The 13,968-nt window shown below is 68.9% G+C and carries 11 protein-coding genes and 2 pseudogenes; 8 read left to right on the top strand and 5 right to left on the bottom strand.

The window, feature by feature from the left end:
• Positions 1-58: 58 nt before the first annotated feature.
• Positions 59-1,390 (top strand): DUF2254 domain-containing protein, encoded by a 1,332-nt coding sequence (locus tag ACFV7R_RS40665; RefSeq protein ID WP_385273818.1) that lies wholly within the window; start codon positions 59-61, stop codon positions 1,388-1,390.
• Between the two features lie 122 nt (positions 1,391-1,512).
• On the opposite strand, the pseudogene ACFV7R_RS40660 reads toward ACFV7R_RS40665, so the two are convergent.
• Positions 1,513-1,745: pseudogene (locus tag ACFV7R_RS40660) on the bottom strand (IS481 family transposase); the annotation flags it as partial.
• Between ACFV7R_RS40660 and ACFV7R_RS40655 the strand changes: the two are divergent.
• Positions 1,745-2,010 (top strand): annotated as a pseudogene (locus tag ACFV7R_RS40655) (IS481 family transposase); the annotation flags it as partial. The pseudogenes ACFV7R_RS40660 and ACFV7R_RS40655 sit on opposite strands and share 1 nt — an antisense overlap.
• Positions 2,011-2,057: 47 nt before the next feature.
• On the opposite strand, the gene ACFV7R_RS40650 reads toward ACFV7R_RS40655, so the two are convergent.
• Both ACFV7R_RS40650 and ctaD read right to left on the bottom strand, forming a co-directional pair.
• Entirely contained in the window at positions 2,058-2,399 is a 342-nt protein-coding gene (locus ACFV7R_RS40650) for a hypothetical protein (protein WP_385273815.1), read from the bottom strand.
• A complete protein-coding gene (gene ctaD, locus ACFV7R_RS40645) occupies positions 2,396-4,123 on the bottom strand; it encodes a cytochrome c oxidase subunit I (protein WP_385273813.1) in 1,728 nt (575 codons plus the stop codon). The genes ACFV7R_RS40650 and ctaD overlap by 4 nt, the downstream gene beginning before the upstream one ends.
• 337 nt (positions 4,124-4,460) lie before the next feature.
• Here ctaD and ACFV7R_RS40640 point away from each other — a divergent pair, with 337 nt between their 5' ends.
• The 5 genes from ACFV7R_RS40640 (at position 4,461) to ACFV7R_RS40620 (ending at position 10,763) form a co-directional block, all read left to right on the top strand.
• Positions 4,461-5,144: a hypothetical protein gene (locus tag ACFV7R_RS40640; protein ID WP_385273810.1), complete on the top strand. Its 684-nt coding sequence runs from the start codon at positions 4,461-4,463 to the stop codon at positions 5,142-5,144.
• Positions 5,145-5,310: 166 nt separating this feature from the next.
• Entirely contained in the window at positions 5,311-6,660 is a 1,350-nt protein-coding gene (locus tag ACFV7R_RS40635) for an ABC transporter substrate-binding protein (protein ID WP_385273807.1), read from the top strand.
• Between the two features lie 21 nt (positions 6,661-6,681).
• Positions 6,682-7,635 (top strand): carbohydrate ABC transporter permease, encoded by a 954-nt coding sequence (locus ACFV7R_RS40630; protein WP_385273804.1) that lies wholly within the window; start codon positions 6,682-6,684, stop codon positions 7,633-7,635.
• Positions 7,632-8,492: a carbohydrate ABC transporter permease gene (locus ACFV7R_RS40625; protein ID WP_385273801.1), complete on the top strand. Its 861-nt coding sequence runs from the start codon at positions 7,632-7,634 to the stop codon at positions 8,490-8,492. The genes ACFV7R_RS40630 and ACFV7R_RS40625 overlap by 4 nt, the downstream gene beginning before the upstream one ends.
• A complete protein-coding gene (locus tag ACFV7R_RS40620) occupies positions 8,493-10,763 on the top strand; it encodes a glycosyl hydrolase family 65 protein (RefSeq protein ID WP_385273798.1) in 2,271 nt (756 codons plus the stop codon).
• Between the two features lie 108 nt (positions 10,764-10,871).
• Here ACFV7R_RS40620 and ACFV7R_RS40615 read toward each other — a convergent pair whose 3' ends face one another.
• Both ACFV7R_RS40615 and ACFV7R_RS40610 read right to left on the bottom strand, forming a co-directional pair.
• Positions 10,872-11,918, bottom strand: coding sequence for a LacI family DNA-binding transcriptional regulator (locus tag ACFV7R_RS40615; protein ID WP_385273795.1), 1,047 nt, complete (start codon positions 11,916-11,918; stop codon positions 10,872-10,874).
• Between the two features lie 243 nt (positions 11,919-12,161).
• Positions 12,162-12,932 (bottom strand): SDR family NAD(P)-dependent oxidoreductase, encoded by a 771-nt coding sequence (locus ACFV7R_RS40610; protein WP_385273792.1) that lies wholly within the window; start codon positions 12,930-12,932, stop codon positions 12,162-12,164.
• Positions 12,933-13,115: 183 nt separating this feature from the next.
• Between ACFV7R_RS40610 and ACFV7R_RS40605 the strand changes: the two genes are divergently transcribed.
• Positions 13,116-13,730, top strand: coding sequence for a TetR/AcrR family transcriptional regulator (locus tag ACFV7R_RS40605; RefSeq protein ID WP_385273869.1), 615 nt, complete (start codon positions 13,116-13,118; stop codon positions 13,728-13,730).
• Positions 13,731-13,968: the final 238 nt, after the last annotated feature.

Here is a 13,968-nt window from a genome sequence, read left to right as displayed (position 1 = left end):
GGGAGACGTGCCCCGTGTCGGCCCAGGTTGGCCACGTATCGACGTGCGGGAGTCGAACATGATCCGACGTGATGCGCTGGCGGAGTACGTTCGCGGGTCGCTGTGGGTGCTTCCCATGCTGTCCGTGCTGGGCGCACTGGTCGCTGGGTCACTGCTGTCCCTGGTCAAGACCGGTTCCGGATCGCCGCTGGCATTCCAGGGGACCGCAGACGATGCCCGGACGTTGCTGATCGGGATCGCCGGGACGATGGTCACGGTCATCGCGCTGCTGCTGGGCCTGACCGTGGTCGCGCTGCAGTTGTCGTCCACCCAGTTCTCGCCCCGGCTGCTGCGCAACTTTCTTCGCGATCGGCCCAACCAGGTCGTGCTCAGTGTCTTCGTGGCGACCTTCGCCTACAGCGCGGCTGGTCTGTACACGGTCGGCGTCTCGGGAGGGGGCCGCTCCGCCAGCTTTCCCCGGCTCGCGGTGAGCGGCGCGATCGTACTGCTCTTCGTCAGCCTCGGCCTGTTGGTGTTCTTCGCCGACCATCTCCTGCACTCCATCCAGGTCGACGCGATCATGAGCAGGGTGGAGCGCAACACCGTCCAGGTGGTCCGCGACGGGGTATTCGCCGGCGGCGAGGAGCTCGTGGAAGTACCCGAGTGGGCCGTGCCCATCGCCGCCCAGCGGTCCGGGTACGTGCAGGTGGTGTGTCCTCACCTGCTGCTGCCTGTCGCGGCCGAGCACGAGGTCTGTCTGCGGCTGCGGCCCCGGGTCGGCGAACACGTCGTCGCGGGAACGACGCTGGCGTGGATCTGGCGTGGCTCACCGAGCGATCCCGCTCCCGACCCTCAGAGGTTCTCGCGAGCGATGGACGCCGGGGTCCGTGTCGGATTCGAGCGCACCCTGGAACAGGACGCCGCGTTCGGCATACGGCAACTGGTCGACGTCGCATGTAAGGCGCTGTCGCCGGCGGTCAACGATCCGTACACAGCGGTTCAGGCCATCGATCACCTGTCCGTGATTTTTTACGAGCTGGCGCAGCGCCCACTGGGAAACCACGTCGTTCGAGACGACAGCGGCGCCGTCGTGATCATTCCCGGGCGGCGGTTTCCGGAATACCTCGCCGTGATGTGCGGGCTCATCCGACGCTACGGGGCTCGCGAACCGACCGTCGTCCATGCGCTGCTTCGGCTGTTGCACAACTGCGCCGCCGCGGTCGCTGACGGTGCCGAGCGGTGCACGGCGATCGAAGAACAAGCCCGCATCGTTGTCACCGATGCCGAGCGACAGGTCGCCCAGCCGACCGACCTTGCCCTCGTGTACGCAGAGGCGGAATCCGTGCGTCAGCAGGTGGCCAAGAATCGGCTGACCGCTCACACACCCGGCAAACGACCGGACGAGTCATAAATCCACTGACCAGTCGGCTGAGACCCCCATAGACGTGCGACTGACACCCAGATCATCGATTCACGGCGTCAGTGATCGTAGGCGCTCAGTGAGCGCACGACGAGTCGGCCGGTGTGGGCGTTGCGGCGTTCGGTGCGGGTGGGCATCCGGTGCGGGCTGGTGCGCAAACGGCTGGAGCGGTCGGCCCAGCGCTGGGCCGTGGTCGGCGAGACCTTGAAGCGTTCGCCAGGCCGATGCAGGGTCCCGTCGTCCTCGACCACATGACGGATCAGCCGCAGGCGACCGGTCTCGGTCAGGGCGCATTACGGTGGGGTACGAGGGCCTTCCTGTAGTTCGACGTAGACGTCGCATGCACTTGTGCAGCTGGACCTGGTTGGCGGAGTGCCGCCGGCTCACGGGCGAGAGTGCAAGGCGGTCACCCGGCATCAACGATCACCACCGGCTCGTGGTGATCGCCTCCGTGGTCGCGGTGCCTGGTGCCCGCGCGGTGTGCTCGGCGTTCACCGCGCCAATGCGCCGCTATGGGGTCCCCTCGAGGTGCTGCCGGACAATGGCAAGCAGTTACCGGTCGGCATACTCGCCCGCAACCGGTGGAGGTGCCGTTCGAGCGCATCTGTCGGACATGTTGAAGATCACGCTGGAGCGTTGTGGTCACAGCCCCGGCTGGTCAGTGACGTAGGAGTTCCCACCCTGTGAGGATGCAGGACGTCGCGCCGAGGGTGAGTGCGACGGTCCGCCGGCGCAGGTGCTGGTAGCGGGCCTCGTATTCGGCGCGCAGTTCGATGCACCGGTCGGCGATGCGGCGGAGGGCGGCCTTGGTCATGTCCATGTGGGCGCGGGCGTACTCCTCTTCGAGAGCGCGGCGCTCGTCGGTGGTGAGCCAGGGCAGCCTGTCGCAGAAAGCCGTGGCTTCTCTGCGCGCTTCGGCCAGTTGGGCCTGCCAGTAGAGGTAGCCGTCGAGCCGGCGCAGCCCGCCCCGGACGTGATCGTCAGGGGGCGGACAGTTCACCGCAGTTCCTTCCCCGGGCCGCTCTCGCTCCGCGCACCCACGCCGGTGTGCTCGAGTTGGGCGATGTCGGGGTGGTGCAGGTCGAACGCCGGGGATTCGCTGCGGATCCGCGGCAGCGTCGTGAAGTTGTGGCGCGGCGGCGGGCAGGAGGTCGCCCACTCCAGGGAGCGGCCGTAGCCCCAGGGGTCGTCGACGCCGACCGGCTTGCCGTACCTGGCCGTCTTCCACACGTTGTAGAGGAACGGCAGGACCGACAGACCCAGCACGAACGAGGCGATCGTCGAGATCGTGTTCAGGGCGGTGAAGCCGTCGGCGGCCAGGTAGTCGGCGTACCGGCGCGGCATGCCCTCGGCAGCCAGCCAGTGCTGGACCAGGAACGTGCCGTGGAAGCCGATGAACAGCGTCCAGAAGGTGATCTTGCCGAGCCGCTCGTCCAGCAGTCGGCCGGAGAACTTCGGCCACCAGTAGTGGAATCCGGCGAACATCGCGAAGACCACGGTGCCGAAGACGACGTAGTGGAAGTGCGCGACGACGAAGTAGGAGTCGGAGACGTGGAAGTCCAGCGGCGGCGAGGCCAGGATGACACCGGTCAGACCACCGAAGAGGAACGTCACCAGGAAGCCGGTCGCCCAGAGCATCGGTGTCTCGAAGGACAGCGAGCCCTTCCACATCGTGCCGATCCAGTTGAAGAACTTCACGCCGGTCGGGACGGCGATGAGGAAGCTCATGAAGGCGAAGAACGGCAGGAGCACACCGCCGGTGACGAACATGTGGTGGGCCCACACCGTCACGGACAGACCCGTGATCGCGATGGTCGCCGCGATCAGACCCGTGTAGCCGAACATCGGCTTGCGGGAGAAGACCGGGATGATCTCACTGATGATGCCGAAGAACGGCAGCGCGATGATGTACACCTCTGGATGGCCGAAGAACCAGAAGAGGTGCTGCCAGAGCAGCGATCCGCCGTTGGCCGCGTCGAAGACGTGCGAGCCGAACTTGCGGTCCGCCTCCAGCGCGAACAGGGCCGCGGCCAGGACCGGGAAGGCCAGCAGGACCAGGACACTGGTCAGCAGCGCGTTCCAGCAGAAGATCGACATGCGGAACATCGTCATGCCGGGTGCGCGCATGCAGATGATCGTGGTGATGAAGTTGACCGCACCCAGGATCGTGCCGAAGCCGGAGAACGCCAGGCCCATGATGGCCATGTCCGCGCCGACATTGGTCGAGTGCTCGGCGTCCGAGAGCGGGGTGTACATGAACCAGCCGAAGTCCGCGGCGCCGTTCGGCGTCAGGAAGCCGGCCACCGCGATCAGCGAGCCGAAGAGGTAGAGCCAGTAGGCGAACATGTTCAGCCGTGGGAACGCCACGTCCGGGGCGCCGATCTGCAGCGGCATGATCCAGTTCGTGAAGCCGGCGAACAGCGGCGTCGCGAACATCAGCAGCATGATCAGGCCGTGCATCGTGAACGCCTGGTTGTACTGCTCGTTCGACATGATCTGCAGGCCCGGGCGCGCCAGTTCGGCGCGGATGAACAGCGCCAGGATCCCGCCGAAGGCGAAGAAGCCGAAAGCTGTGCTGATGTACAGGGTGCCGATGGTCTTGTGATCGGTGGTGGTCAGCCACTTCACCACCACGTTCCCCGGCCGCCTGCGCTGGACCGGCACCTCGTTCTCATAGAAATCCACCGGCGAGGTGCTGGGTGGGGACTCGGAATGCTTGGGCACGCTGTGGCTCCTGGTTGTTCTCGATCTGCGTGCTGACCCGATTCCGGTCCAGCCAACTGGATCAGCGCATACTTGCAATGACTTTCTGCCCCACTATGGCCTGCGATCTCATGCCCCACGCGATCATGTCACCCGATCGGAGGCATATCCTGGGCCACATGGGCGATGACCGCCGCCGCAGGTTTATCGGCCAGGCGGAGTGCCGCATCGGCCACTCGGTGGCATTGCAGGTGCAACGGCTCATACTATGAGGCGGATCGGTGCTGATGGCCGTGTCCAGCGCGGAAGTTGAGCTGTTTCGGTTCGGTGGGGGAGTTGGGCTTGATCCGCAGAGCTGATGGTCACAGGCACGGAAAACTCTCTCGGCGCAGCCCTCAACCAGTTGCTCCGCGACCACGGCGTTCAGCCCCTGCGACGCCTTTCCACCTACCATGCAAAGCACTGGCACGCCCAGCTCAGCCGGCTCACCAAAACCCAGCGAGGCTACGAGGCCCTCGAACGAGCGGGACTGACCGTCCAGCCCGAAATTCTGATCAAGTGGCTGTCCGATCCCGAGTGCAACGTCCGGCGCAGCTATCGCGAATTCCTCCACGCAGCCTACGAGAACGTGGCCGTCGTTCCCGCCGACCCTGTCCCGGAGTCGTTCAAGAACGGCCACTGCGAGATCACCGGACTGGTCAAGACGGGCGACGGCGAGCGTTTCCGCGGCGGTCTCAGTAACACCGGCAGAATTACCGCGCCGCTTCGGATTGACGGTCGAAGCGGTAACTGGGTTGAGATCGAGCGCAAATGGGCCGACGATGAGCTCGACGACGAGGTCTTCGAGGACGACTTCATCGAGTACGAGTACGGGCTCGGCCCACCGCGCCGCAGCCCCCGCCGCAAGGTCACCGTGCCTGTCCGCGGCCGGCGTCAACCCGGGCGGCACCGCTCGTCGATGGGCGTAGCTCTCCGGCAGGGAAGTGCCCTACGCGTGCCGCGCGGCGGGAGCTTCCGGATGCGGACCGGTCGCGCGATATGAACGATCCAATCACCTTGGCTCCCAAGGGTTGACGCGACGCTTCGCGGGGCGCATGTTGAACGATCAAATCGGCCCGGTGGCGGACCGCGGGGGCGGGGCGCCTGCCGCGGGGCCGTTCGGAGGCATGCGCAGGATCGCGAGGAGGAGCACGGTGAGTTCGTCGCAGATGAGCCGCAGAGAGGCCGGCATCCCGGCCGCCACCAAGGCGGGGACGGTGAGGCGGCGGTCCGCCTGGGCCGTCGCGGCTTCCGCCGCATTGCTCGCCGCCACTCTCGCCGGGTGCGGCGGGGACTCCTCCGAGCCGTCGGCCGGCAGCCCGGGGGAGTTCTCCGGGCGCGGCCCGATCACCCTCGCCACCGGCAAGGACACGACCGGCACCATCCAGGGCCAGCTCGACCGCTGGAACAGCGAGCACCCGGACGAGAAGGTCACCCTCGTCGAGCTGCCCGAGAGCGCGGACCAACAGCGGCAGCAGTTCATCCAGAACGCGCAGACCGAGTCGGACGCCTACACCGTGCTCAACCTGGACCCCATCTGGGTCGCCGAGTTCGCAGCCAACCAGTGGATCGACGCACTGCCCGCCAAGGAGTTCCCGCTCGACAAGATGCTCCCCGCCGTCGTCAAGACCGGCGAGTACTTCGGCAAGCAGTACGCCATCCCGTTCAACACCAACGCGGGCCTCCTTTTCTACCGCAAGGACCTGCTGGACAAGGCGGGCGTGCAGCCGCCCACCACCTGGGACGAGATGAAGGACGCCTGCGCCGACGTCGCCGAGCTGCCCGAGGGCAGGGGTGTCGACTGCTACGCGGGCCAATTCGACAAGTACGAGGGCCTGACCGTCAACTTCTCCGAGGCCGTGGCCTCGGCGGGCGGCACCGTCGTCGACGCCGAGGGCAACGCCACCGTCGACACCGAAGAGGCCAAGAAGGGCCTGCAGTTCCTCGCCGACGGCTTCAAGGACGGCACCTTCCCCAAGGAGTCCTCGACCTACCAGGAGGAGGACGGCCGCCGCGCCTTCCAGGCGGGCAAGCTGCTCTTCCACCGGCAATGGCCGTACCAGTGGGCACTGGCCGACGCCGAGGACGGCTCCAGCAAGGTCGCCGGAAAGTTCGGGGTGGCGCCGCTGCCCGGCCTGGACGGCCCGGGCAAGTCCTCCCTCGGCGGACTCGACCTGGCGGTGAGCAAGTTCGCCAAGAACAAGGCCACCGCGCTCGAGTTCATCAAGTTCTTCTCCAGCGAGGCCAACGCCCGCACCAACCTGAAGGTCACCTCGGCCGCCCCGCCGTACGCCGGCCTGTACGACGACCCCGCCCTGCGCCGGCAGTTCCCCTACCTGGCCACCCTCAAGGCGTCCCTGAGCAGTGCCGTGCCCCGGCCCGTGGTCGTGCAGTACGGCGACGCCACCGCCGCCATCCAGGAGGGCGCGGCAGCGGCGCTGAGCGGATCGAAGTCGGTCGACGCCGCACTCGCCGACATGCAGCGGGACTTGTCCGCGGCGATCGCCGAGAAGAAGTAAGCCGGCGGAAGAGGTCTCCTGGTGTCCGTCATCTCCCAGGGAAGGGCCCGCCGCGACACCGGGTCCCGGCCCCCGCGCACCTCGCGCAGGGCCGGGACCGGCAGGCTGGCCGCCGCCCTGCTTTCTCCCACCCTGCTCGTGCTCGGCCTGGTCGTCGGCTACCCGGTGCTCGCGGCCTTCCGGCTGTCGTTCGTCGTCTCCAGCGAATCCATCGACTCCCAGACCGGCTTCAAGGTGACCACCACCTCCTACGGTCTGGACAATTACGAAGCCGTGTTCACCGGGGACCGCTTCCTGCGGCCCTGGTGGAACACCACCTCCTTCGCCCTCGTCTCGGTCGCCATCGAGGTGCTGATCGGCGTCGCGATGGCGCTGGTGATGCACCGTGCCTTCCGCGGACGGGCGTTGGTACGTGCCGCGATCCTGGTGCCCTGGGCGATCCCCACGGCGATCTCGGGCCTGCTCTGGAAGTGGATCTTCAACAGCCAGGGCGTCGCCAACGAGCTGCTGGGCGCCAAGGTGCTGTGGAGCAGCGAGGGTTTCCAGGCCTGGCTCTCCGTGGTGATCGCCGACACGTGGAAGACCGCGCCGTTCATCGGGCTCCTCGTCCTCGCCGGGCTCCAGATCATCCCGGGCGAGCTCTACGAGGCGGCCAGGGTGGACGGGGCCTCGCCGTGGCGTGCCTTCTGGCGGATCACGCTGCCGCTGGTCCGCCCGGCGCTGGTGGTCGCGGTGCTGTTCCGGCTCCTGGACGTCCTGCGTATGTTCGACCTGGTGTACGTGCTCGTCGGCCCGCGCAAGCACTCCGTCGAGACCCTGTCGATGGTCGCCTTCGAGGAAATGAGCAACCTGCGGTTCGGCACCGCGGCCGCCTACGCCACCGTGCTGTTCCTCTACATCGCGGCGGTCGCCTTCGCGTTCGTCAAGCTGTTCGGCGCCGACCTGATCGGCCGGGGCACGAGGAGTTCGCAATGAGCACGACCCCGACCACGATCACGACCATCGGCCGATTCCGCACCGGTTCCCTGGCCCGCCGGATCGGCATCGCCGCCATCGTCGTCTACTGTCTCGTACCCTTCTACTGGATGGTGGTCTCCAGCCTGCGCAGGCCCTCCGACCAGTTCTCCAACTCCCCGCTCCCGGGGCCGGTCTCGTTCGACAACTACGCGGCGGCCTTCGACGCGCGCAACGGCTTCGGCCGCGCGCTGCTCAACAGCCTCGTCGTCGCCGGGGTCACCACCGCTCTCACCCTTGTCGTCGCGATCTTCGCCGGCTACGCGCTTGCGCGGCTCCACTTCCGCGGCAAGACCCTGATCCTCACCCTGATCATCGCCGCGTCCATGTTCCCGCCGATCACTCTGGTGGTACCGCTGCTCCGGCTCTTCACGGACGCGGGCTGGATCAACACCTATCAGGCGATGATCGTGCCCAGCATGAGTTTCGCTCTGCCGCTGGCCGTGTGGAATCTCACCGCGTTCTTCCGCCAGATGCCGGCCGAGCTGGAGAAGGCCGCGCAGGTCGACGGTTGCACCCCCGCGCAGGCGTTCCGCAAGGTCGTGCTCCCGCTCGCCGCGCCCGGCATCTTCACCACGGCGATCCTGGTCTTCATCTGCGCCTGGAACGAATTCCTCATTGCCGTCAGCGTCGTGAACGACCGGCAGATGATGACAGCGAACGTGATCGTCTCCCTCTTCACCGGCCAGTACAAGTACGACCAGCCGTTCGGTACGCAGATGGCGGCCGGTGTCGTCGTGACGCTCCCGCTGGTCGTGGCGGTGCTGTTCTTCCAGCGCCGGATCGTCGACGGACTCACCGCGGGAGGCCTGAAGTAAGTGACGAACCCGAGCAGGGCAGCCTCCCCCGACGCGTGGGTGCTGACCACCGACGACCCTTCCCCGGCTTCCCGCCGGGGGGACCACCCCCTCGCCGCACTCACCGGCTACCACCCCACCTTCACCGGCAACGGCTACCTGGCCGCCCGCGTCCCGGCCGCCGGAAACGGATTTGCCGAGGCCCCGGTCCCTGCCCAGTTCCACGTGGTCGGCCTCTACACCGGGCACGCGGGGGAGTGGTCACGCAAGGCCGGGCTGCCCGCATGGTCGACGCTCGATGTCGGCGACGACAGCGGAACGTTCAACGACGCCTTCCTCCCGCCGGCTTGGGAGCGAAGCAGCGAGCACCCGGTGGGCGGGGAGCAGTGGGTGGAGGGGGACTGGGCCGCGGTCGGCAGCCCCGCCCCGGCCGCGGCCGCCCGCGGCATCGCGCACTACCGGCAGACCCTCGACCTGCGGACCGGCGTCATCAGCACCGAGGCCCGCTGGACCTCCCCGGCCGGGCGGGTCACCGACGTGCGCTACGAGGTGCTCACCGACCGCTCCAGGCCGCACGTCGCCGCGGTGGCCGTGACCGTGCGGCCACACTGGGACGGGCGGCTCGAAGTGACCGACGCGCTCGACGGCCGGGCCGCGACCCGGGTGCGGAACACCCGGACCGGGGCCGGAGAGGGGCGGATCTGGCTGACGACGGCCGCCGAGGGCAGCGGCATCCCCGCTGCCCTGGTGTCCCTGCTGCAGGGCCCGGCGGCCCACCCGTACACGGAGTCCGAGGACGACGGGTCGGTTGACCGGCGGGTGGTCGTGGACGTGGTCGCGGGCCACTCGTACACCTTCACCAAGTACGTGGGCATCGCCACCGGCCACGACGCGGACAACCCCCTCGCCCTGGCGCGCACCGCCGCCGAGGAAGCCGCCCGGGCCGGATACGGGCGGCTTGCGAGGGACAACTTCCGTGCCTGGCAACGCGAATGGGAGGGCGACATCGTCGTACGCGGCGACGCACGGCTCCAACGGCAGGTGCGGGCCGCCAAGTTCTACCTGCTCACCAGCGTGCGCGAAGGCTCCCCGTGGTCGCCGTCCCCGGCCGGGCTCTCCAGCGACGGCTACAACGGTCACGTCTTCTGGGACACCGAGACCTGGATCTGGCCGAGCCTGCTCGCCCAGCACCCCCGCATCGCCGGCAGCGTGCTCGACTACCGGGTCGACCGGCTGGACGCGGCCCGCGCCTATGCCGCCGAGTGCGGCCAGGAGGGCGCGCGGTTCCCCTGGGAGAGCGGCCTGCACGGCGGCGAGGACACGCCCGCGTGGGCCCCCTTCGGCCGCTACGAGCAGCACGTCAGCTCCGATGTCGCCCTCGCCTTCTGGCAGTTCTGGCTGGCCACGGGCGACGAGCGGTGGCTGCGCGAGAAGGGCTGGCCGGTGCTGCGCGGGGTGGCGGACTTCTGGGCGAGCCGCGCGGTGGCCGGAACGGACGGCTCGTACCACATCAACGGCGTGATCCCGCCCGACGAGTACGCCGACGAGCCGAACGACGACTCCGTCTACACCAACGTGGCCGCCCGCGCCTCGCTGGGCTTCGCCGCCGAGGCGGCCGCGGTGCTCGGCGAACCGGCCGACCCGCGGTGGGCCGAGGTCGCCGACGGACTCGTCGTCCTCTTCGACGAACGGCTCGGCGTCCACCCGGAGTTCGCCGGGTACGCCGGGCAGCTGATCAAGCAGGCCGACGTCGCGATGCTGGCCTACCCGTGGGAGAACCCGCAGCCCGACGAGGTCACGCGGGCCGACCTGGCGTACTACCGCGCGCGCACGCACGACAACGGGCCGTCGATGACGGACTCGGTCCACTCGATCGTCCATGCCCACCTCGGCGACGCGAAGGCGGCGTTCGAGCACACGCGGCGCAGCGTCGAGCCGTTCCTCCGAGACCCCTTCGACCAGTTCGCGGAGGGCCGTACGGGAGGCGCCTTCACCTTCCTCACCGGCCACGGCGGCTTCCTTCAGGTGTTCCTGTACGGCTACTCGGGGCTACGGTGGCGGCCGGACCGGGTCGAATTGGCGCCGATCCTGCCCCAGGAGCTGGACGGCATCACGCTGCAGGGCCTGCGGTGGCGGGGGCGGAGCTTCGACGTCGACATCCGCCCGGACGCCACAGCTGTCCGGCTGCGAGAGGGTGACCCGTTGCCGGTCGGGTCCTGCGGCCGCCGGTACCGGGTGCCGAGCGGGGGCGAGATCACGATCCCCACCCGGCCACCCGCCCCGGCCCGGTAGACGTCGTCGAAATGCCGCCTGCCGTGGGCTTCGAGGTCCACTCGCTGGATCGACGATCTGCAGTGGATACCGTGCAGTGGATACCGCGGGATCCGCTGATCCCCGTGGTCACCCGCTGGCCCGCAGCACCAACTCCGGCTCCAGGAGGCGCTGGAGGGGGTCCAGATCCGAGGGGCCGCTGGTAGCACGGAGAAGTTCGGCCATGATCAAGCGGCCCACCTCCTCGATCGGCTGCCGCACGCTCGACAACCCCAGCGCCGCCGCCGCCGCCGTGTCGTCGAAGCCCACCACGGCCACGTCCTCGCCCGCTCGCAGCCCGCGGTCACGCAGGGCCTGGAGCGCGCCCACCGCCAGCGTGTCCGTCGCCGCGACGACCGCACTCGGCGGCTCCGGTCGGTCCAGCAGCTCGGCCATGAGACATGTCCCCGTCGACATCGCGTCCGGCCCGCGTACGTCCAGCCGGTGGCTCTGCGCCAGCAGGCCGTGCCGGTCCATGGCCGCGAGCCAGCCGCGCGCCCTGGCGTCGCCGACGCTCGTCCCCTCCGGCCAGCCGAGGAACCCGATCCGCCGGTGGCCCGCCGCCACCAAATGGTCGACGGCGGCCTCCGTTCCGGCCGCGTTGTCGATGTCGACCCAGCTGTAGCGGTCGGTGCCGGCAGTGGTGCGTCCGAAGGCGGCGAAGGGAACGCCGGCGGCGATCAGCCGCTCCGGCCGCTGATCGTGCGGCTCGATGTCGTAGAGCACCACACCGCTCACGGCACCGGTGCGCCACAGCGCGGTGCAGTGGTCGCTCTCCGCGTCCGTGTCGGCTGCCGTGAACAGCAGCACATGGTGGTTCCCGGCCTGACCCGCCTCGACGAGCGCGTGCAGGAAGCGGTCGTTGATGGCGGCCACGGACTCGGTGGACACCGGCTGGATCCGGTACCCGACCATCCCGGGCGAGCTGGCCCGCAGCGAGCGGGCCACCCGGTTCGGGTGGTAGCCGAGCTCGGCGATGACCTGCTCCACCCGCTCGCGGGTCACAGGGCGTACGCGGTGGGGTGCGTTGAGCACGTTGGACACCGTCTGGCGGGAGACCCCGGCCGCCTGAGCGACGTCCGAGATCGTGGCGGAGCCTCCCGCGGCAGGGCGCCCGCGCCCGGAGTCGAGTGCCACGCTCACTCCCTGGATGGTCTCGGTCGAACCATGAACCGTACACGGGGGCGGACGGTCGGCCGCGTCCTCGGACCCCCGTGCCCCCAAGTCGGCCGATTTTATCGTTCAAGCCGCCGTTGTCGATCCCCTCCTTCGGTGCGGCATCCGGGCGGCGGCGACGGGTGCTGGGGGAGGGCCCGCACGCGGTCACCGGCTCCTTCGGCCCGCCCGCCGCCCAATGCTGCCCGCCAGCAGCGGTGAGCGCTACGCGGCGATGACCGCGGCGCCCGTGCGGCCGCCGTCGACGTCCACCACGGTTCCGTGTACGAAGGCGGACTCGTCACTGGCCAGCCAGACGGCCGCGTGCGCGACGGCGTCCGGGGTGCCGACGCCGCCGGCCGGGGTCCCGTTCATCATGACCTGGCCCGGATGGGGTTCGCTTCCCTCCGGCGCCGGGGGCAGGATCACACCCGGCGAGATGGCGTTCACTCGCACGCCCATGGGCCCGAACTCGGCGGCCCATGCCCGGGTGAGCGTCTCCATGGCTCCCTTGGTGGAGCTGTAGAGCGCGCCGACCGGGACGCCGAGGCGGGCGATCCAGGAGCCGAGGTTGATGATCACCCCGCCACCGGCCTCGGTCATGACGGGGACGACGGCAGCGGTCAGGAAGAAGGGTGCCTTCACGTTCACCGCGTAGACCTGGTCGAACGTCTTCTCGTCGGTCGTGGTGGTCGCGGCGGCCGGGTAGATGCCGGCGTTGTTCACCAGGATGTCGATCCGTCCGCTCAAGGTCTCGCGGGCCCGTTCGGCGAGGTTCTGGGAGGCTTGCATGCTGCCGTCGAGGTCCGCCACCAGGAAGTCGGCCCGCCCACCGGAGGCCCGGATGCCCTCGACCACCTTCGCGCCTCGTTCCCGGTTGCGCCCGGACACGATGACGTGCGCCCCCTCGGCGGCGAATGCCTCGGCGATCGCCTGCCCGATATTGCTGGTCGACCCCGTGACCAGGGCCGATTTGTTCCGCAGTCTTTCACTCATGGGTGATCCCTTGTCTGGCACTGCGCGGTCGGGGCAGCCGACCGGCTTCGGACGGCGGCCCGGTGCCCGAGCCGCGCGATCCACTGTGCGTCGCCAAAAATGGACCGGCAAGTCCAGAATGAGCGAGTCGGCCGGGTTCCGTATGTAAAATGGACTCGCCAGTCCACTGAGGTAGGAGGCATGATGCCGGACGCGCCGACCGCCAAGGGCCGGGCCACTCGGGCCCGCATCGTCGAGGGCGCGGCCGAGGTGCTGCGAGAGCAAGGCGTCGTCTCCACGACGCTCGACGACATCCGCGGCCGTACCGGCACGAGCAAGAGTCAGCTCTTCCACTACTTTCCTGACGGCAAGGACGAACTGCTGCTGGCGGTGGCCCAGTTCGAGGCGGATCGCGTCCTGGCGGATCAGCAGCCGCACCTGGGGAGTCTCGACTCATGGGAGTCCTGGTACCGGTGGCGGGACGCCGTGGTGGAACGCTATGAACGACAGGGGGATGAATGCCCCCTGGGGTCCCTGTTCCTGCAGGTCGGACGGTCCCGCCCCGGCTCACGGGCCATCGTGACGGAGCTGATGCGTCAGTGGCAGGAGCAACTCGCCCGCGGTATGCGCGCCCTTCAGGCGGGCGGCCTGGTGTCGTCGGCCTTCGACGTGGACCGGGCGGCCGCGGCGTTGCTGGCCGGAATCCAGGGAGGCGTGGCGATCATGATGTCCACGGGCGACACGAGCCACCTCGAGGCGGCGCTGGACAACGCCATCGAGAACCTACGGGCATCGGCGACCGGGCACACCGGCAAGTGACGGCATCAGCCGTCGCCGCGCAGGATCGGAGTTCGCCGCCTTGCGGACGGTCCGGTGGGTCACGCCGTACTTGCGCTCCAGGGACCGCATCGACGCGCCCGCATGTAGCGTTCGAAGCCGGCGCGTTGGGCCGTGGTGTGCGGTGCGTCGTCCAGGAACAGGACGACCTGGTAGTTGTTGACCTCGCCGTTTGCGAGCAGGTCCCAGTCGGTTGCCGCTGTGCAGGTGAAGTTGTTCG

It is taken from the genome of Streptomyces sp. NPDC059866, from assembly GCF_042731325.1.
GTDB classification, from domain to species: Bacteria; Actinomycetota; Actinomycetes; order Streptomycetales; family Streptomycetaceae; genus Streptomyces; species Streptomyces flavusporus.
The sequence above is the reverse complement of the archived record's forward strand: the minus strand, read 5'-3'. Positions and strand labels throughout refer to the sequence as shown.

Excerpts from the sequence above, each read along its gene's own strand:
- ACFV7R_RS40610 (WP_385273792.1), bottom strand. The coding sequence starts at position 12,932 with ATGAGTGAAAGACTGCGGAACAAATCGGCCCTGGTCACGGGGTCGACC.
- ACFV7R_RS40640 (WP_385273810.1), top strand. The coding sequence starts at position 4,461 with ATGGTCACAGGCACGGAAAACTCTCTCGGCGCAGCCCTCAACCAGTTG.
- ACFV7R_RS40605 (WP_385273869.1), top strand. The coding sequence starts at position 13,116 with ATGCCGGACGCGCCGACCGCCAAGGGCCGGGCCACTCGGGCCCGCATC.
- ACFV7R_RS40635 (WP_385273807.1), top strand. The coding sequence starts at position 5,311 with ATGAGCCGCAGAGAGGCCGGCATCCCGGCCGCCACCAAGGCGGGGACG.
- ACFV7R_RS40625 (WP_385273801.1), top strand. The coding sequence starts at position 7,632 with ATGAGCACGACCCCGACCACGATCACGACCATCGGCCGATTCCGCACC.
- ACFV7R_RS40665 (WP_385273818.1), top strand. The coding sequence starts at position 59 with ATGATCCGACGTGATGCGCTGGCGGAGTACGTTCGCGGGTCGCTGTGG.